Source organism: Nocardioides sp. NPDC092400, from assembly GCF_040684155.1.
GTDB lineage: Bacteria > Actinomycetota > Actinomycetes > Propionibacteriales > Nocardioidaceae > Nocardioides.
This window is the reverse complement of the sequence record NZ_JBFBFJ010000001.1, coordinates 67,569-84,528: the sequence shown is the minus strand read 5'-3', so window position 1 is coordinate 84,528 and position 16,960 is coordinate 67,569. Positions and strand designations below refer to the sequence as shown.

Here is a 16,960-nt window from a genome sequence, read left to right as displayed (position 1 = left end):
GGGAACCTACGGCCGCCCGCGGCCGGGCGCTCACCCGATCCGGTTGCCCTCGTCATCCCAGTGCGAGGCGACCTTCTTCGAGGGCTGCACCCTCGGCGGCTCGCCGGGCATCTTCGGGTAGTCCGGGGGGAAGTTCAGCTCCCCGCCGGGCAGCTCCTCCCACAGCCGCAGCAGCGGCTCGAGGGAGTACGCCGTGTCGTCCATGTCGGCCCAGGGGTCGCCGTCGGCGAGCCGGTCGGGGACGGTGAAGAGGTTGAAGACCTGGGGGTCCGTCAGCGTCGCCAGCTCCTCCCAGCCCACCGGGGTGGACACCGGGGCGCCCGGCAGCGGGCGCAGGGAGTAGGCCGAGGCGATGGTGCGGTCGCGGTTGTTCTGGTTGTAGTCGACGAAGATCCGCGCACCCCGCTCCTCCTTCCACCACTCGACGGTCACGGCCTCGTCGCGACGGGCCAGCTCGCGGCCGAAGCCGATGGCGGCGTGGCGCAGGTCGGTGAACTCCCAGCGCGGCTCGATGCGGACGTAGACGTGCACCCCGCGGTTGCCGGAGGTCTTCGCGAAGCCGCGCAGGCCGAGCTCCTCGAGCAGCTCCTTGGCCACGCCGGCCACCCGGACGGCGTCGTTGAAGCCGGTGCCCGGCTGCGGGTCGAGGTCGATGCGCAGCTCGTCGGGCCGGTCGCCCCAGGTGTCCGACGCCGGGTCGCGGCGCACCGGCCACGGGTGGAAGGTCAGGGTGCCCATCTGGGCGCACCACACCGGCACCGCGATCTCGGTCGGGCAGATCTCCTCGGCGGTGCGGCCGGAGGGGAAGGTGATCTCGACGGCCTCCAGGTAGTCCGGAGCCCCCTTGGGCACCCGCTTCTGGTAGAACGCGTCGGCCTTCTCCCCCGGCCGGCCCGTCGCCAGCTTGATGCCGGGGTGGACGCCGGCGGGCCAGCGCTCCAGCGCGGTCGGCCGGTCGCGCAACGCCCGCATCAGGCCCTCGCCGACCGACGCGACGTACTGCGTCACCATCAGCTTGGTGACCTCGGGCGTCGTCTCCGTCGCCGGGTAGATCACCCGGTCCGGACTGGTCACCCGTACCTCGCGGTCCCCCGCGACGACCGTCGCAGCCGCTGCCTTCGCCATGGACGCCACGCTAGCGGGGGTCACCGACCGGCGGGGGTCACCTCGGTGAGCGCGGAGCTGGGCTGGAACGTCGGGCGCTTGTCGAGGTCGTCGCGCCCCGGACGCACGAACTCAAAGCTCGCGGTGGTCACCAGCACCCAGTCCGTCGGCGGTGCGTCGAGGCCGAGGAGCGCCTCGCCCACCGAGGAGTACGCCGCGTGCAGCGCCTGCGCGCAGGACAGGTGGGCCGGCGGCAGGTGGAACGCCAGCCGGTCGGCCTCGGTCCGGGTGCCGAGGAACGCCAGCGGACGGCCGAGGGTGGCACCGCAGACCCCGCACACGCGGCTCAGCGCGCACTGGGTCACCCGGCGCTTGTCCAGCCCGCGGGCCGAGATCGCCGCGCCGGCCGGCCGGTCGCCGTACCCGACGTCGGTGCCGGCCGCGAACGGGACGGGGACGCCCAGGTCGGGGTCGGTCGGCAGCTCGGAGAACTCGCGGGGAGCGGGATCCATCAGTCGTGGCTCCTCTCCCGGGGCGAGCGGGTCCAGGCACCGAGCTCGGCGCGGCGCGGCTGCCGCTCGGCGTCGGACTTGCGGCGGCGGTCCTTGGACGGCTCGTCAGCGGTGTCGGAGCGCTCCGGCGGCGCCGGGTCGTTGCTGGTGGTCCAGCTGTTGGGGACCGAGAGCTTGATGATCGTGCGCAGCGCCTGGCCGTACTGCCGGTGCAGCGGGCCGGTGGTGTAGGGGATGTCGTACTTGTCGCACAGCGCGCGGACCTTGACCGAGATCTCGGCGTACCGGTTGCTCGGCAGGTCCGGGAAGAGGTGGTGCTCGATCTGGAAGCCGAGGTTGCCGCTCATGACGTGCAGCAGCGGGCCGCCCTTGAAGTTCGCCGCGCCCAGGACCTGGCGCAGGTACCACTCGGCGCGGGTCTCGTCCTCGAGCTCCTCCTCGGTGAAGTGCATCGCGCCGTCGGGGAAGTGGCCGCAGAAGATGATGACGTAGGACCACAGGTTGCGGCTGAGGTTGGCGGTGGCGTTGGCGACCGCGACCTCCTTCCACCGCGGGCCGGACAGCGCCGGGTAGACGACGTAGTCCTTGAGCACCTGGTTGCGTCCCTTGCGGAGGATCTGCGCCAGCTGGCGCTTCATCTCCTTGGGGTCCTTCTCGCCCTTGCGGATCCGCTCGAGGTCGAGGTCGTGGAGGGCGACGCCCCACTGGAAGAGCGTGGCCAGCAGCGCGTTGTAGACCGGCTGTCCCAGGTAGTAGGGGTGCCAGCGCTGCTCGCGCGCCATCCGCAGGATGCCGTAGCCGATGTCGTTGTCGTGGCCGAGGACGTTGGTGAACTGGTGGTGGATGTAGTTGTGGGAGTGCTTCCACTGCTCGGCCGGCTGCGCGGTGTCCCACTCCCAGTTCGAGGAGTGGATCTCGGGGTCGTTCATCCAGTCCCACTGGCCGTGCATGACGTTGTGGCCGATCTCCATGTTCTCGAGGATCTTGGCCACGCCGAGGCACACGGCGCCGACGGCGATGGCCGGCTTCTCCGCGCGCGGCGCCCACCGGCGCCCCCACGTCCCGGCGAGCATAGAGACCCGGCCGGCGGCCGCGAGCCCACGCTGGATCTTGATCAGCCGGTTGATGTACGCCGCGTCCGCGGCGCCGCGGGACTCCTCGACCTCCTGCCGGATCGCGTCGAGCTCACGCCCGATCTGCTCGACCTCCTCCTCGGAGAGGTGGGTGTACTCCTTGACGTCCGCGATGGCCACGGGGCCTCCAGTGCTGGTGTGCGGGGTGGGTGTGCTGGCTGGTGGTGCTGGCTGGGTGGTGCGGTGGTGCTCAGATGTCGAGGGTGCAGTCGCCGACGGCGGCGGTGACGCAGCTCTGCACGGGCTCGTTGGGCTGGCCGAAGTCGTCGCCGTTGCGCAGGTCGCGCACCGTGCCCTCGACCAGCGTGAGCGTGCAGGTGTGGCAGATGCCCATCCGGCAGCCGTACGGCATGCCCACCCCGGCCTGCTCGCCGGCCTCGAGCACCGTGGTGGCGCCGTCGACCTCGATGGACTTACCGGAGTTGCGGAAGGTGATCGTGCCGCCCTCGCCGCCCTGGTCGCCGAGCTCGAGGGAGAACCGCTCGAGGTGGAGCTGCTCCTCGAGCCCCTCCTTCTCGAAGTGCTCGGTGATCGCGTCGAGCATCGGGCCCGGCCCGCAGGCCCAGGTCTCGCGCTCGCGCCAGTCGGGGCAGATGCCGTCGAGGCCCTTCTCCGGGTGCTCGAGCTCGAGCATCCCGTCGACGTCGGTGTGCAGCTGGTGCAGCGTCAGGCCGGGGTGCTTCTCGGCCAGCGCCTCGAGCTCGTCGCGGAAGATCATCCGGTCCGGGGTCGGCGAGGAGTAGTGCATGACGACGTCGGGCCCGGAGTCCTCGCCGTCGCCGCCACCGAGGGTGCCGCGGCGGTCGAGCGTGCGCAGCATCGACATCACCGGCGTGACGCCGCTGCCGGCCACGAGGAACAGCATCTTCGGCGGGGGTGGGTCGGGCAGCACGAAGTCGCCCTCGGGCAGTGCCAGCCGCAGGATCGTGCCCGGCTCGAGGCCCTTGACCAGGTGGGCGGAGAGCTTGCCCTCCGGCATCGCCCGCACGGTGATCGAGATGGTGCGGCCCTTGCGCCGGGGCGGTGAGGAGACCGAGTAGGAGCGCCACTGGAACTTGCCGTCGACCTGGATGCCGATGCCGACGTACTGCCCGGGGCGGTGCCGGTAGCGCCAGCCCCAACCGGGCCGGATCACCAGCGTCGCGGCGTCGTCGGTCTCGGGGACGACCTCCTCCACCCGCCCGCGCAGCTCGCGCGCGGTCCACAGCGGGTTGATGAACCGCAGGTAGTCGTCGGGGTCCAGCGGAGTGGTGAGCGTGTGTCCCGCCTTGCGGACCCGCTCCCACGAGATGGTGCCTGCCATGTCGCCCCCGTTGCCCTTGTGACGTCCCTCGCACACTCAGTGAACACTCGTCCTCTAGACCGGTCAACCGGGTGTCCACGACAGCCGCCGTCCTGGGACGCCGCCGTACGCTGGAGGCATGGGTTACCAGGTCGAGAAGTCCGACGAGCAGTGGCGCGAGGAGCTCTCCCCCGAGGAGTACGCCGTGCTGCGCCAGGCGGGCACCGAGCGCGCGTTCACCGGTGAGTACACCGACACCGAGACCACCGGCGTCTACCGCTGCAAGGCCTGCCAGGCCGCGCTGTTCGAGTCCGACACCAAGTTCCACTCCGGCTGCGGCTGGCCGTCGTTCTACCAGCCGCTCACCGACACCATCGAGTACATCGAGGACACCTCCCACGGCATGAAGCGGGTCGAGGTCCGCTGCGCGAGCTGCGGCTCCCACCTGGGCCACGTCTTCCCCGACGGGTACGGCACGCCCACCGGCGACCGGTACTGCATCAACTCGGTCAGCCTCACCCTCGAGCCTGCGCAGCAGGCTGCCGAGCGGGGCTGAGCCCGGTCGTCGCCGTCGGCCGCCGGGTCGGGCGGTCAGCTGCTGAACCACCCGGAGGGACCGAGCTCTGAGCCCATTCGCGGGACGTACTGGTCGAAGTAGATCCGGGCAATGAGCTCGCGGCGGGACCGCACGTCGGCCTTGTCGAAGACCGACTTCAGGTGGTCCTGGACGGTGTACGTCGACACGTGCAGCGTCGCGGCGATCTCCTTGGTGTCGACCCCCTGGAGCACCAGCTGGGTCACGTCCCGCTCGCGCTGGGTCAGGCCGAACGCCGCGACCACGAGCGCGACGATCTCCGGGGGCCGGGCCTCCTCGATCGTGACGACGACGTCGCCGCCCCGGTCGCCGAAGGAGGTCAGCGGGGCGGCGTTCAGCACCAGCCACATCCCGCTCGCCGCGCGGACCCGGCAGCGCGGCGGCGTGGTCGTCTCCCCGCGGGCGTAGCGCCGGGCGGCTCCGACGAGCGCGGCGACCGGGCTGAGCGGATCGCCCGCGGCCGGTGACGTCGCGATCAGGTCGGCGATCCGCTCCTCGGCCCCGACGCTCATCTGCGCGATCGCGTCGTCGGTGCCGACGATGAGCACGGCGGGCCCGGACGGGGCGGCCACGGACGGCGCCGGGGCGTCGGCCATCCGCGTGAGCAGGCCGGTCCGCACACCGCGCGCGAACGCCGACGAGACGCCGGCCAGGAACTGGACCTCCGACTCGTCGAAGGGCCGGTCGCCGTCGCCGCGGAACAGCGCCATCCCGCCCCACACCTCGGCTCCGTCGCGGAAGACGACCCGCGCCTCGTCGGTGAAGCCGAAGTTCGGCACCATGAAGGTGCTCATGCGCCCCGAGCGCTCCACCTCACCGCCGGTCACCTGGTGCACGCCGGCCGCCGCCGTCCGGGTGGCCGCGAGCTCGGTGAAGGCGGTCGGCTCGACCGTGCCGTACTCGATGAGACCGAACTCGTGGTCGCGGGAGTTCATCGACCGCAGGGCGCCGTACTTCCGCGCGCTCGTCAACAGGTGGGTGCCCGGGTCGTGGGTCGCCAGGCAGGCGCTCACCCAGGGCACGGCGCGCACGAGGGACTCGACGGCCTCCTCCAGGAACGTCTCGAGGTCCAGCCCGGCGCGCGACACGACGTCGACGTCCTGACGTACGCGCTCGGCGGTCAGACCTCGGGGCATGCCGACGAGTGTGCGCGCACACCCGCGCGACCGACATCCCACATTTGTGGGTGGTTCGGACCACCAGGCCCACCGCCGCAGAGCTCCCCGCGGCCCGGGGATGGCCGCCGCGCCTCCTCCGGCCCGAGCGTTGCCGCCATGACCACGCACACCGCCACCCCGGTCGACGACGCGGGCCGGCTGCTTCACGCGGAGGACCCGGCAGCGCAGCTCGCGCTGGCGCTCGCCCGGCTCGAGGACGCCCTCGACCGGGTGGGCCGCGCCCCGGCCGACCTCGCCGCGCTGACCGTCCGCACCACCGACCCCGTCGCTGCCTCAGGAGTCCTCGACGTCCTCGCCGAGCGGCTCGAGGCCACCGGCGCGACGCCGTGCGTCGCCGTGCGGGCCGTGCCCGGCCTGGACCTGCCTGGGATGCTGGTCGCGCTCGACGCCTCGACCCGCCCGCGGCTGCTGGTTGTGGTCGCCCACCCTGACGACGAGGCGTTCGGCTGCGGCTCGGTCCTGGCTCACGCCAGCGCGCACGACGTCCGCACGACCGTCGTCTGCGCCACCCGCGGGGAGCTCGGCGATCCGGCTCCGGGCAGCGGGCTCACCCGGGCGGACCTGCCGGCGGCCCGCGAGCGGGAGCTCCGCGACGCCTGCACCCTCCTGGGCGTCGAGCGGGTCGAGGTCCTCGACTACGCCGACTCGGGCGTCGACGGCTCGCCCGCGCCGGGCTCGCTCGCCGCTGCGGACCCGGCCGGGCTCCGCGACCGGGTCGCCGCGTTCTACGACGACGTGCGACCCGACGTGGTCGTCACGCTCGACGCGAGCGACGGGCACCGCGACCACGCGACCGTCCGGGACGCGGTCCTCGCGGCCCTCGACACGGCCGCGCACCGGCCCGGCGCGACGTACCTCTCCTGCCTGGCGCGCTCGCTCATGGCCGACTTCGCCGGCGTCGACCCGGGCACGACACGCCTCGGAACGCCCGACGCCGACATCACGACGTACGTCGACGTGGAGGACCTGCTCGACCAGCGGTGGCAGGCGATCCGCACCCACGCCTCGCAGGTCCCGCCGTTCGACGCGATGGACAAGGCGCTGCAGCACGGGTTCCTCGCCGTCGACCGCCTGCTGCGCGTCGATCCGCCGTGGGCCGGCCGCCCGCCCGAGACCACCTGGATCCCCAGGACCACCACCGATGGAACCACTCACGAAGGAACGAGCATGACCCTCTCCACTCCGCTCCACACCGACCCCACCGTGATCCTGCGGGCCCGCCTCGGAGCGTCCGGCTGCGAGCTGCACCTGCCCGGCGACCCCGGGTACGACGCCGCGCGGACGCCCTGGAACCTCGCCGCGCAGCAGCGGCCCGCCGCGGTCGCCGTGCCGCGCTCGGTGCCGGAGGTGCAGGCCGTCGTCACCGCGGCCGCCGCCGCCGGCCTCCGCGTCGCGCCGCAGAGCACCGGCCACGGGGCCGCGGCGCTCGCGGAGACCTCGCTCGGCGACACGGTCGTCCTGCGGCTCTCCGAGCTGACCGGCGTGGTCGTCGACCCCGCCACCCGCACCGCCCGGATCGTCGGCGGCACCCTGTGGCAGGACGTCGCGGTCGCCGCGGCCGAGCACGGGCTGGCCGCGCTCCACGGCAGCGCGCCCGACGTCGCGGTCGCGGGGTACGCCCTCGGCGGCGGGCTGTCGTTCTACGGCCGGCAGCACGGGCTGGCCGCGAGCAGCATCACCGCCGTCGAGGTGGTGACCGCCGACGGCTCGCTGCTGCGCGCCAGCGCCGAGGAGCACGCGGAGCTGTTCTGGGCGGTGCGCGGCGCGGGCGGCAACCTCGGTGTCGTCGTCGCCATCGAGCTCTCGCTGCTCGAGCTGACCGACGTGTACGCCGGCATGCTGCTGTGGGACCGCGAGCGCGCGCCCGAGGTGGTCCGGGCGTGGGCCGCCTGGACCCGCACGGTGCCGGAGTCGGTGACGACCTCCCTGCGCGTGATGAGCTTCCCGCCGCTGCCCGAGCTGCCCCCGTTCCTCTCCGGGCGCGACCTGGTCGTGGTCGACGGCGCCGTGCTGGAGGACGACGAGCGCGCCGCCGAGCTGCTCGCACCCCTGCAGGCGCTCGCCCCGGAGATGGACACCTTCGGCCGGATCCCCGCGCCGGCGCTGCTCAGCGTGCACATGGACCCGCCCGGGCCCTCGCCGGCGGTCTCCGACCACGCCGTGCTCGACGCGCTGCCGGAGGCCGCCGTCGAGGAGCTGCTGCGGGTGGTCGGGCCGGGGACGCGGACCGGGCTGACCTTCGCCGAGCTCCGGCACCTCGGCGGCGCGCTCAGCCGGCCCGCTCCGGGCGGCGGGGTCCTGGCTTCCCTGCCGGGTGCGTACGCGCTGTTCTGCGTGGCGATCGCCCCCACCCCGGCCCTGGCCGAGGCGGGCTCCGCCGCGGCTGCGTCGGTCGTGGCCGCGCTGGCCCCCTGGTCGAGCGACCGGTGCGTGCTCAACTTCGCCGATCGGCGCGTCGCGGACGCCTCGGCCGCGTTCGAGCCGGGCGTGCGCGAGCGGGTCTGCGGGATCCGGGCGTCCGTGGACCCGGCAGGCGTCTTCCGCGCCAACCACGAGCTCTGACGCCCAGCGCCTCGTGATGCCCAGCGTGCGCCCCGGCGCACGCTGGGCATCACGAGACCGGCACGGGTCCGCTCAGCGCCGGGTGGTCGGCGGCCGGCGCCGGGCGTGGTCGGCCGACGGCCGGCCCCGGCCGGGTCCGGTGGAGCGCCCGCGCGCGGGGAGGTCCCAGCCGAGCGCGTTCTCGGAGCGGGTCAGCCCGGCGACCCGGCGGACGGGCCGGCTGGGGTGGACGAGGTGGCAGCGCAGCCCGGCGGCGTGCGCCACGCGGCGTACTCCGACGATCGCGGCGAGCCCGCAGGCGTCGACGAAGGTGACCCCGCCGAGGTCGACCAGCACGTCGCGTCCGGCGGCGACGGCGAGGTGGGCGGCCCGGCGCAGGGCGTCGACCTCCGCGAGGTCGATCTCTCCGACGAGCCGCAGCACGGTGTGCCCCGGCTGCAGCACGGTCGTGACGCTCAGCCCGGCCACGTCGGTTCGCTTCCCCATGTCCCTCCCAACGAGGCGTCGTGCCGGGCGACACCGGCCGGGGGCCGGAATGGCCCACCCGGGGCCCCGAACCACCCGAACGGGCCAGCCCGCAGGGGTGCCGGGGTGCCCGAACGGACTACGGGAGGCGGTCGACCAGCTCGGCGACCGGCACGAGCGCGCCGGTGTAGAAGGGCACCTCCTCGCGCACGTGGCGGCGCGCGTCGGAGGCCCGCAGGTGCCGCATCAGGTCGACGATCCGGTAGAGCTCGTCGGCCTCGAAGGCCAGCAGCCACTCGTAGTCGCCGAGCGCGAAGCTGGCCACGGTGTTGGCCCGGACGTCGACGTAGTCGCGCGCCATCTTGCCGTGCTCGGCCAGCATCCGGCGGCGCTCGGAGTCCTCGAGGAGGTACCACTCGTAGGAGCGCACGAACGGGTAGACGCAGATGTGCCGCTTGGGCTCCTCGTCGTTGAGGAACGCCGGCACGTGGCTCTTGTTGAACTCCGCGGGCCGGTGCAGCGCCATCTGCGACCAGACCGGCTCGAGGCGACGGCCGAAGGCGGTGCGGCGGAAGCGGTGGTACGCCGACTGCAGGTCCTCGGAGTCCTGGGCGTGCCACCAGACCATCAGGTCGGCGTCGGCGCGCAGGCCGCTCACGTCGTACACGCCGCGGACGACGACGTCGGCCTCCGCCAGCTCGGCGAAGAGCTTCTCGACCTCGGCGCCCTCCGCCTCGCGGTCGGCGTCCCCCAGGACGTCGCGGAGCCGGAACACCGACCACATCGTGTAGCGGATCGAGTCGTTGATCTCGCGGACGCGGCTGGCGTTGGACTTGGTCTCGCTCATGACCTCCATTGTGCCGGGCGGCCCGGCGCGACCGGCAGGGCCCTAGGTCCTCCCCGAGCGGCCGTACCCGGCCTCCCGGGCCTTGACGATCGCCTCCGCCCGGCCGGCGGCGTGCAGCTTGGCGTAGATCGTCGAGACGGTGTTCCGCACGGTCTTGCCCGACACGTGGAGCTCGGCGGCGATGGCGTCGTTGGAACGGCCCGCGGCGAGCATCTCGAGCACGGTGCGCTCGCGGTCGGTGAGGTCGGGGAAGGGGTCGTCGGCGCGGGTGGCGGGCGCCGTGGCGCCGGCGAAGTACGACGCGACGCGGCCCGCGAGGCTCGCCCCGAACACCATCCCGCCGGCCGCTGCCGCACGCACCGCGTGGTGCACCTCCTCAGCACCCGACCCCTTGAGCAGGTAGCCGCTCGCGCCGGCCCGGATGGCGGCGAGCACCGTGTCGTCGTCCTCGTTCATGGTCAGCATCACGACGCGGGTGCCCGGCCGCCGGCCGGTGATGAACCGGGTGGCCTCGATGCCGTCCAGCACCGGCATCTGGATGTCCATGACGACGACGTCGGGCTCGGTCTCCTCCACGACGTGCAGCGCCTCGCGGCCGTCGGTGGCCGCACCCACGACCTCGACGTCGTCGAGCGCGCCGAGCAGCGCGACGAGGCCCTCGCGGACGATCTGGTGGTCGTCGACGACCACCACGGTGACGGGACTGCTCACAGGACGCTCCTCAGGGGCAGGGCGGCGCGCACGACGGTGCCGCCGCCGGGCGGACAGGTGACCTCGGTGGTGCCGCCGAGCTCGGCGGAGCGCTCGCGCAGCGAGACCAGCCCGACGCCGGCCTGCGCGTCCGCCGGGATCCCGCGACCGTCGTCGGCGACCTCGACCAGCAGCGAGCGGTCGGTGCGGGTCAGCCGGACGCAGCACCGCGTGGCGCGGGCGTGCCGGACGACGTTGGTGAGGGCCTCCCCCGCGACGCGGTACGCCGCCACCTCGACGGCGGCGGGCAGCGGGCCGAGCCCCTCGGCCGGCACGGTCACCACCTCGGTCGGGACCGGCGCCTGGTCGGCCTGCTGGCGCAGCGCGCCCACCAGGCCGCGGTCGTCCAGGGCGGGCGGACGCAGGTCGTGCACGAGGCGGCGTACGTCGCCGACGACGTCCTGGACCAGCGCGCTGGCCGCGGCCACCTGGTCGCGGGCGGCGCCGGGGTCGCGGTCGACGAGCAGCCGCGCGGACTCGAGGCGGAAGACGACGCCGGACAGCGACGGCCCGAGGCCGTCGTGCAGGTCGCGGCGGATGCGTCGCCGCTCCTCCTCGCGGGCGACGACGAGCCGCTCGCGACTCTCCTGCAGCTCCTCGGCCAGGCGCCCGGTGCGGGCGGCCGTGGCGGCCTGGCGCACCAGGTCGGCGAGCAGCTGCTCGTCGCGGCGGGTCAGCCGGCTGCGCAGCCCGCGGGCGGGCAGGACGAGCCGGCCGACCTCCGCGTCGCGGTAGGTGATCGGCAGGACGCGCGTCTCGGCCGGCTGCTGGCCGTGGGTCGCGGTCACCCGCTCGCCGCCGGGCCGGTCGACCTCGACGCTGACGTACCGCACCCCGAACGCCCGCGCCACGGCGCCGGCGACCACGGCGAGCTGCTCGGTGCCCTCGTCCGCGGTCTCCAGGCCCGAGGCGAGGCCGGCCACCACGTCGTACGGGTCGTCGCGCCGGCCGAGCAGCAGCCGCCGGGCGAGGGCCTGCGCACGCAGGCGCAGCGGCCCGTAGAGGAGCACCGTCAGCAGCAGCACCACCCCGACCACCTCGCGCTGGGCCAGCGCGTCGCCGAGCACGGAGGTGAGCGCAGCGACCACGGCGAGGTCGACCACGAGCAGCGCGGTCCACAGGCCGCCGTAGGCGAGGGTCCGGCCGAGCAGCGCGTCCACGTCGACGACGCGCGGCGCGACGACGGCCACCGTCATCGCGGCGGGGAGCAGGCAGACGTCGGCGAAGAAGAGGTACGGCTCGACCGGCCCCACGTCGACCAGCAGGGTAAGCACGGCGAGCAGCACGACCGCCGAGACGCCCCAGAGCAACCAGCGCATCCGGTCGCGCTCCAGGCCCACCGCCCGCCGGTGCCGGACCACGACGGTGGCCACCGGGACCAGCAGGGCGAGCACCGAGGCGGTGCCGGCGAGGGCCAGGAGCTGGTCGGCGACCGGGGCGAGCGCCGTGAGGGTGGTGGGGTCGGGGTCGGCGCCGACGGGGAGCCGCCCCACGTCGTCGAAGCCGCCGGAGGGCGCGACGACGTAGACCAGCGAGCCGAGCAGCATCACGCCCAGCGCGACCTTGCCGGCCACCCCCCAGCGTCCGGGCAGGAAGCGGCCCGTCGGGAAGAGGAGCGCCACCACGGCGACGGTGACCGGGAGCAGCGAGGTGAAGCGGAGCAGGAACCAGGCCGTGAACGTCATCAGCGGCAGGGGCTCGTCGCTGTCGAGACCAGTGCGGAACCACGCCTCGGAGATGCCGTCGAGGGTCCAGAACACCCCGAACCAGGCGAGCGCCCAGCCCAGCCCCTGCCTGCGGTCGTGGCGGAGGACGACGGCCGCGAGGGTGGCCAGCACCAGGCCGGTGAGGCCGGTGCTCCACCCGGGCCCCGGCGCGAGCCCGTCGCCCGGGATCCGGTCGGGCAGCCGCTGCTCGAGCCACACCGCGAGCACCACCCCGGCCGCGCAGGCCACGGGCAGGGCGAGGACCGGCCAGCGCGCCGCCGCGCGGCTGGGGCTCGGGTCCGGCGACACGGCCTGGGTCACGGGGACAGTGTGCTGCCGGTCCGGCCCCCGTGGGGCCGAACCGGCAGTGGTGGAGGTGGAGGTGGTCACGCGGCCCGGTGCGCCTTGTCACCGAGCGCGAAGCCGAGCGCGGTCACGAGGAGCCAGACCGGTCCGACCATGCCGGCGAGGTACTGCAGGGGCGAGATGCCGACGAGCAGGGTCAGGCCGCCGAGGACCAGGCCGGTCCGGCCGAGCCAGCGCGGCACGGCACCGGCGCGCCCGGCGACGTGCAGCGCCAGGCCGGCGAGCCCGGCGAGGACCCAGCACCACGGCACGGTGCCGATGAAGTGGCCGTACATCACGACGTTGCTGTCGACGAGCACGTCCTGCTGGGGCAGCCCGAAGAGGAACTCGGTGTCCAGGCTGGTGCCGATCACCTGGACGACCGCGGTCCCGGCCAGCCCGGCGAACGCGACCATCGGGGCCAGGGCCTCGCTGCCGCTCCCCTGCCGCAGCCGGCGCAGCAGGCCGGCCGCGAAGACGAGGAGCAGCACGGCGCTCACCAGCGCGAGGCTGTGGAACACGAACGCCGCCTCGCGCTGGGTCGCGAGCCGGTCGGCGATCGCGGCGGCGTCGCCCTGGAGGTCGGGGTCGTAGACCGCGTCCACGAGGCCGGAGGCGACGATCGCGCCGATGCCGGCGAGGCCCGCGCCGACGCCGGCGAGCGCCCAGTGGCGGGTGGGACGGGCGCCGCTGCGGCCGTCGTGGTCGGGGGTGGCCGGCACGGAGCCCCGGTGGAGGTCGGTGCGGACCGGGTGGGTGGTGGTGGTGGTGGTGGTCGTCATGCCGGGAGGTTCCCGGGCCCGCTGTCCCGCGGCCCAGGGACAAGCGGGCAGACCCTGTCCCGGCCCGCGCCGGCCCGGTGCCGGGACCTAGCCCAGCTCCCGGACCGCCCGGTGGGCGGAGGCGATGACGGCGGGGATGCCGACGCCGTCGTACGACGCACCGCAGGCGACCAGGCCCGGGACGGCGTCGAGGGCGGCCCGGATGCGGGCGACCCGGTCGAGGTGGCCGACGGCGTACTGCGGCAGTCCCCCGCCCCAGCGCTGCACGTGCACGTCGACGGGGGCGGCGGCCAGGCCCGTGGCGTCGGCGAGGTCGGCCAGCGACCAGGCGACGAGCTCCTCGTCGGAGGCCTGCAGGGCGACCTCCTCGCCGTGCCGGCCCAGCGAGGTGCGCAGGTGGACGAGGCCCTGCTCGGCGCCGGCGGCGCGGACCCAGTCCCACTTGGCGAAGGAGAACGTCGAGGCCTTGATCCGGCGCCCCTCGACCGGCGGCACCAGGAAGCCCGACGAGCCGGCCCCGACGACCGGGGCGGCGTCCTGGACGCGGTAGGCGAGGGTCACCACGACCACCGACGCGGTCTCCACGCCGGCGAGCTCGACGGACGCGACCGGCGCGACCGCGGCGAGCAGCCGGGACGCCGGGGCGGCCGGGGTGGCCAGGACCACCGCGTCCGCCTCGACCCGCTCGGGCGCCGTGGTCGGGCCGCAGGTGAGCACGAAGCCGCCGTCCGGCCGGCGCTCGAGGCCGCGCACCGTCACCCCCAGCCGGACCGGGAGCCGGGCCGCGAGCGCCTCGGGGAACCGCCCCATCCCGCCGGCGATGCCGGCGAAGACGGGCGCGTCGTACGTCGTGGGGACCCCGGCGGCCTGCTCGAGGACCGAGCCGCGGGCGGCGTAGGTGACCAGCTGCGGGACGGCGGCGCGGGCGGAGATCTCGCGGGCCCGCCCGGCGTACACCCCGCCCAGCAGCGGCTCGACCAGGCGGTCGGTGACCTCGGCGCCGAACCGGCGGTCGACCAGGTCGCCGACGGAGACGTCGCCCTCGAGGGCATCGGGCCCGAGCGACGGCTCGGCGCGGACCCGGTCGAGGCCCTGCTCGCTCAGCACCCCGGAGGCGGCGAGCTGGTCGAGGTCGAGCGGGACGCCCATGAGGGAGCGCGGCAGCGGCCGCAGGTCGCCGCGCGTCCAGATCCGGGACGCGGCGAGGGCGGGGTGCTCGACCTCGAGGCCGACCTCGCGGGCGAGGTCGACGCCCTCCGGTCGGCGGTTCAGCATCGCCTCGGCGCCGACGTCGACGGGCGTGCCGCCGACCTCCTGGCGGCGGATCTTGCCGCCGACGGCGTCCGAGGCCTCGAGCACCACGACCTCGTCGCCGGCGGCGACGAGGTCGTGTGCGGCGGTCAGGCCGGCAATGCCGGCCCCGACGACGACGGTGCGGCGAGGACTACCCACGCCGCTAGGCTATGCCGGGGCGGGGACCGCTCAGGCGCTGGCCTCCAGGCGCCCGAAGGCCGAGCGGTGGAAGACCAGCGGGAGCGAGGTGTCGGCGTTCTCGACGGCGTGCAGGCGCAGCAGCACCAGGGTGTGGTCGCCGGCGACCACCTCCTCGTGGATGGAGCAGTCGAAGCGGGCCAGTCCCTCGTCGAGGAGCACCGCGCCGTCCTCGGTGGTGTGCAGCCCGACACCGGCGAAGCGCTGCTCCACCGGTCCGGCGAGCTGGCGGCAGATCGTGCCCTGGTGGGAGGCCAGGATCGTGACGCCGAGGTGCCCCGCGCGGCGCAGGGCCGGCCACGTCTTGGAGGTGTTGGCGACCGAGAACGACACCAGCGGCGGGTCGAGGCTGACGGAGGTGAACGAGCTGGCGGCGAGGCCGACCGGCTCCCCGTCGACCTCGGCGGCCACCGCGACGACGCCGGTCGGGAAGATCCCGAACGCCTCGCGCAGCCGGGTCGGGTCGAGGTCCTGGTTCGTGGTCAGCGCGGTGACGCTGGCGAGCGGGTCGGGGGTCGCGGTCATGCGGGTGCTCCTGTCCGGGTGAGGGCGGCGGCGACGCGGGGGCGGGCCTCGGCCAGCCACTCGGCGTACGCCGCGGGGTCGTCGTGGAGGTCGTCGAGCACGTAGAGCGCCCGGGTCGGCACGGTGCCGCCGATCTCGGCCAGCAGCGGCCGCAGCGCGAGCTCGGGGGCCAGCGCGTGGGCCGGTCCGGCGCCCAGCATCAGCGGCACGGCCACGCCCCGCAGGCCGGTGGTCGAGAACCGGTCGAGGAACAGCTTCAGCAGCCCGGTGTAGGTCGCCTTGTACGTCGGGCTGGCGACCACGACCAGGTCCGCGGCGCCGACCGCCTCGACCAGGCCGCGCACCTCCGCGTCGGACCAGTCGAGGAGCGCCGGGCCGAGGACCGCGAGGTCGACCACGAGGTCCGGCTCGGCGCCGGACAGCTCGCGGGCGACGTACGTCGCGGCGGTGAGGGTGCGCGACGCCGGCTTGGGGTTGCCGACGACGACGGCGACGGTCACGACGCGGCCCTGCTGCCGCCGGCCGCACCGAAGGGCACCGCGGCGGACGCCGTCGCCTGCGGCGCCGGGTGCTGCCAGAGGCCGCGGCGGGTGAGCTCGGGCAGGACGCCCTCGCCGAACCAGTAGGACTCCTCCAGGTGCGGGTAGCCGGAGAGGACGAACTCCTCGATCCCCACCGCGGCGTACTGCTCGACGAGGTCGGCGATCTCGCTGTGGCTGCCGACCATCGCGGTGCCGGCGCCGCCGCGGACCAGGCCGACGCCCGCCCACAGGTTCGGGTGGATCTCGAGGCCCTCCTTGCTGCCGCCGTTGAGCTCGAGCATCTTCTGCTGGCCCACGGACTCGCTGCGCCTGAGGCCCGCCTGCACCTTCGCGATCTGCTCGTCGTCGATGCCGGCGAGCAGCCGGTCGGCCTCGGCCCAGGCGGCCTCGGAGGTGTCGCGGGCGATGGTGTGGAGGCGGATGCCGAACCGCAGCTCCCGGCCCTCCTCCTTGGCCAGGCCCTTGATCCAGTCGATCTTCTCGGCGACGGCGGCCGGCGGCTCGCCCCAGGTCAGGTAGACGTCGGCGTGCTTGGCCGCGACCCGGCCGGCGGCGGGCGAGGACCCGCCGAAGTAGATCTCCGGGAGCGGGTCGGGGCGCTGGGCGAGGACGGCGTCCTCCACCGAGTGGTGCTTGCCGGTGAAGTTGACCGTCTCGCCGCGCCAGAGCGCGCGGACGATGTGGAGGAACTCGTCGCAGCGCTCGTAGCGGCCGTCCTTGTCGAGGAAGTCGCCGAACATCCGCTGCTCGTGGCTCTCCCCGCCGGTGACGACGTTGAGCAGCAGCCGGCCCCCGGAGAGGTTCTGGAACGTGCCCGCCATCTGCGCGGCGAGGAACGGCGCGGTCAGGCCGGGGCGGAACGCGACGAGGAACTTCAGCCGCTCCGAGAGGCTGCTCAGCATCGCCGTGGACACCCAGGCGTCCTCGCACCAGGCGCCGGTCGGGGTCAGCGCCGCCTCGAAGCCGAGCTGCTCGGCGCTGCGCGCGATCTGGCCGAGGTACGGCACGGTCGCGGGCCGGCCGGAGGCGCCGGCGGACACGCCGTGACCGCCGCCGACGACCTGGCGGCCGTCGCCGCCGTTGGTGGGCAGGAACCAGTGGAACTTCAAGGACATCTCGTCACTCCTGTGCGGTGCGGGGG

Annotated in this window: 16 protein-coding genes; 2 read left to right on the top strand and 14 right to left on the bottom strand. The window is 74.7% G+C overall.

Annotation, left to right across the window (positions count from 1 at the left end; all coding sequences use genetic code 11):
- Window positions 1–30 precede the first annotated feature (30 nt).
- From AB0N29_RS00410 to AB0N29_RS00395, 4 genes are all read right to left on the bottom strand, one after another.
- Window positions 31–1,125: a DNA polymerase domain-containing protein gene (locus AB0N29_RS00410; protein WP_302269851.1), complete on the bottom strand. Its 1,095-nt coding sequence runs from the start codon at window positions 1,123–1,125 to the stop codon at window positions 31–33.
- Between the two features lie 20 nt (window positions 1,126–1,145).
- Window positions 1,146–1,616: a hypothetical protein gene (locus AB0N29_RS00405; protein WP_302269850.1), complete on the bottom strand. Its 471-nt coding sequence runs from the start codon at window positions 1,614–1,616 to the stop codon at window positions 1,146–1,148.
- A complete protein-coding gene (locus AB0N29_RS00400) occupies window positions 1,616–2,869 on the bottom strand; it encodes an acyl-CoA desaturase (protein ID WP_364863198.1) in 1,254 nt (417 codons plus the stop codon). Before AB0N29_RS00400 ends, AB0N29_RS00405 begins: the two co-directional genes overlap by 1 nt.
- Before the next feature lie 70 nt (window positions 2,870–2,939).
- Window positions 2,940–4,052 (bottom strand): ferredoxin reductase, encoded by a 1,113-nt coding sequence (locus AB0N29_RS00395; RefSeq protein ID WP_364863196.1) that lies wholly within the window; start codon window positions 4,050–4,052, stop codon window positions 2,940–2,942.
- Window positions 4,053–4,170: 118 nt separating this feature from the next.
- Here AB0N29_RS00395 and msrB point away from each other — a divergent pair, with 118 nt between their 5' ends.
- Window positions 4,171–4,587, top strand: coding sequence for a peptide-methionine (R)-S-oxide reductase MsrB (gene msrB, locus AB0N29_RS00390; protein ID WP_364863194.1), 417 nt, complete (start codon window positions 4,171–4,173; stop codon window positions 4,585–4,587).
- Between the two features lie 35 nt (window positions 4,588–4,622).
- On the opposite strand, the gene AB0N29_RS00385 is transcribed toward msrB, so the two are convergent.
- Window positions 4,623–5,762 (bottom strand): LuxR C-terminal-related transcriptional regulator, encoded by a 1,140-nt coding sequence (locus AB0N29_RS00385; RefSeq protein WP_302269846.1) that lies wholly within the window; start codon window positions 5,760–5,762, stop codon window positions 4,623–4,625.
- A gap of 138 nt (window positions 5,763–5,900) precedes the next feature.
- Here AB0N29_RS00385 and AB0N29_RS00380 point away from each other — a divergent pair, with 138 nt between their 5' ends.
- Window positions 5,901–8,366, top strand: coding sequence for a PIG-L family deacetylase (locus AB0N29_RS00380; protein WP_364863191.1), 2,466 nt, complete (start codon window positions 5,901–5,903; stop codon window positions 8,364–8,366).
- A gap of 72 nt (window positions 8,367–8,438) precedes the next feature.
- Here the strand turns inward: AB0N29_RS00380 and AB0N29_RS00375 are convergent, their stop codons facing one another.
- From AB0N29_RS00375 to AB0N29_RS00335, 9 genes are all read right to left on the bottom strand, one after another.
- The gene (locus AB0N29_RS00375; RefSeq protein ID WP_364863189.1) at window positions 8,439–8,852 is read right to left on the bottom strand and encodes an STAS domain-containing protein; all 414 of its coding nucleotides are present in this window, start codon (window positions 8,850–8,852) and stop codon (window positions 8,439–8,441) included.
- Window positions 8,853–8,970: 118 nt separating this feature from the next.
- Window positions 8,971–9,678, bottom strand: coding sequence for a hydrogen peroxide-dependent heme synthase (hemQ, locus tag AB0N29_RS00370; RefSeq protein ID WP_364863187.1), 708 nt, complete (start codon window positions 9,676–9,678; stop codon window positions 8,971–8,973).
- A 42-nt stretch (window positions 9,679–9,720) separates the two neighbouring features.
- A complete protein-coding gene (locus tag AB0N29_RS00365) occupies window positions 9,721–10,389 on the bottom strand; it encodes a response regulator transcription factor (RefSeq protein ID WP_302269842.1) in 669 nt (222 codons plus the stop codon).
- The gene (locus AB0N29_RS00360; RefSeq protein WP_364863185.1) at window positions 10,386–12,455 is read right to left on the bottom strand and encodes a sensor histidine kinase; all 2,070 of its coding nucleotides are present in this window, start codon (window positions 12,453–12,455) and stop codon (window positions 10,386–10,388) included. Before AB0N29_RS00360 ends, AB0N29_RS00365 begins: the two co-directional genes overlap by 4 nt.
- A 65-nt stretch (window positions 12,456–12,520) precedes the next feature.
- Window positions 12,521–13,261, bottom strand: coding sequence for a hypothetical protein (locus tag AB0N29_RS00355; RefSeq protein WP_364863183.1), 741 nt, complete (start codon window positions 13,259–13,261; stop codon window positions 12,521–12,523).
- Window positions 13,262–13,348: 87 nt separating this feature from the next.
- The gene (gene hemG / locus AB0N29_RS00350; protein ID WP_302269839.1) at window positions 13,349–14,713 is read right to left on the bottom strand and encodes a protoporphyrinogen oxidase; all 1,365 of its coding nucleotides are present in this window, start codon (window positions 14,711–14,713) and stop codon (window positions 13,349–13,351) included.
- A gap of 30 nt (window positions 14,714–14,743) precedes the next feature.
- Window positions 14,744–15,277, bottom strand: a complete 534-nt coding sequence (locus tag AB0N29_RS00345; protein WP_302269837.1) for a flavin reductase family protein — start codon at window positions 15,275–15,277, stop codon at window positions 14,744–14,746.
- Window positions 15,274–15,777, bottom strand: a complete 504-nt coding sequence (locus tag AB0N29_RS00340; RefSeq protein WP_302269836.1) for an NAD(P)H-dependent oxidoreductase — start codon at window positions 15,775–15,777, stop codon at window positions 15,274–15,276. Before AB0N29_RS00340 ends, AB0N29_RS00345 begins: the two co-directional genes overlap by 4 nt.
- Complete coding sequence (locus AB0N29_RS00335; RefSeq protein WP_302269835.1) at window positions 15,774–16,934, bottom strand: LLM class flavin-dependent oxidoreductase; 1,161 nt, start codon at window positions 16,932–16,934, stop codon at window positions 15,774–15,776. The genes AB0N29_RS00340 and AB0N29_RS00335 overlap by 4 nt, the downstream gene beginning before the upstream one ends.
- Between the last annotated feature and the right edge of the window lie 26 nt (window positions 16,935–16,960).

What these genes read in the sequence shown, in the direction of transcription:
- AB0N29_RS00410 (WP_302269851.1), bottom strand. Translation starts at nt 1,125, where the DNA reads ATGGCGAAGGCAGCGGCTGCGACGGTCGTCGCGGGGGACCGCGAGGTA.
- AB0N29_RS00405 (WP_302269850.1), bottom strand. Translation starts at nt 1,616, where the DNA reads ATGGATCCCGCTCCCCGCGAGTTCTCCGAGCTGCCGACCGACCCCGAC.
- AB0N29_RS00395 (WP_364863196.1), bottom strand. Translation starts at nt 4,052, where the DNA reads ATGGCAGGCACCATCTCGTGGGAGCGGGTCCGCAAGGCGGGACACACG.
- msrB (WP_364863194.1), top strand. Translation starts at nt 4,171, where the DNA reads ATGGGTTACCAGGTCGAGAAGTCCGACGAGCAGTGGCGCGAGGAGCTC.
- AB0N29_RS00385 (WP_302269846.1), bottom strand. Translation starts at nt 5,762, where the DNA reads ATGCCCCGAGGTCTGACCGCCGAGCGCGTACGTCAGGACGTCGACGTC.
- AB0N29_RS00380 (WP_364863191.1), top strand. Translation starts at nt 5,901, where the DNA reads ATGACCACGCACACCGCCACCCCGGTCGACGACGCGGGCCGGCTGCTT.
- AB0N29_RS00375 (WP_364863189.1), bottom strand. Translation starts at nt 8,852, where the DNA reads ATGGGGAAGCGAACCGACGTGGCCGGGCTGAGCGTCACGACCGTGCTG.
- hemQ (WP_364863187.1), bottom strand. Translation starts at nt 9,678, where the DNA reads ATGAGCGAGACCAAGTCCAACGCCAGCCGCGTCCGCGAGATCAACGAC.
- AB0N29_RS00355 (WP_364863183.1), bottom strand. Translation starts at nt 13,261, where the DNA reads ATGACGACCACCACCACCACCACCACCCACCCGGTCCGCACCGACCTC.
- AB0N29_RS00345 (WP_302269837.1), bottom strand. Translation starts at nt 15,277, where the DNA reads ATGACCGCGACCCCCGACCCGCTCGCCAGCGTCACCGCGCTGACCACG.
- AB0N29_RS00335 (WP_302269835.1), bottom strand. Translation starts at nt 16,934, where the DNA reads ATGTCCTTGAAGTTCCACTGGTTCCTGCCCACCAACGGCGGCGACGGC.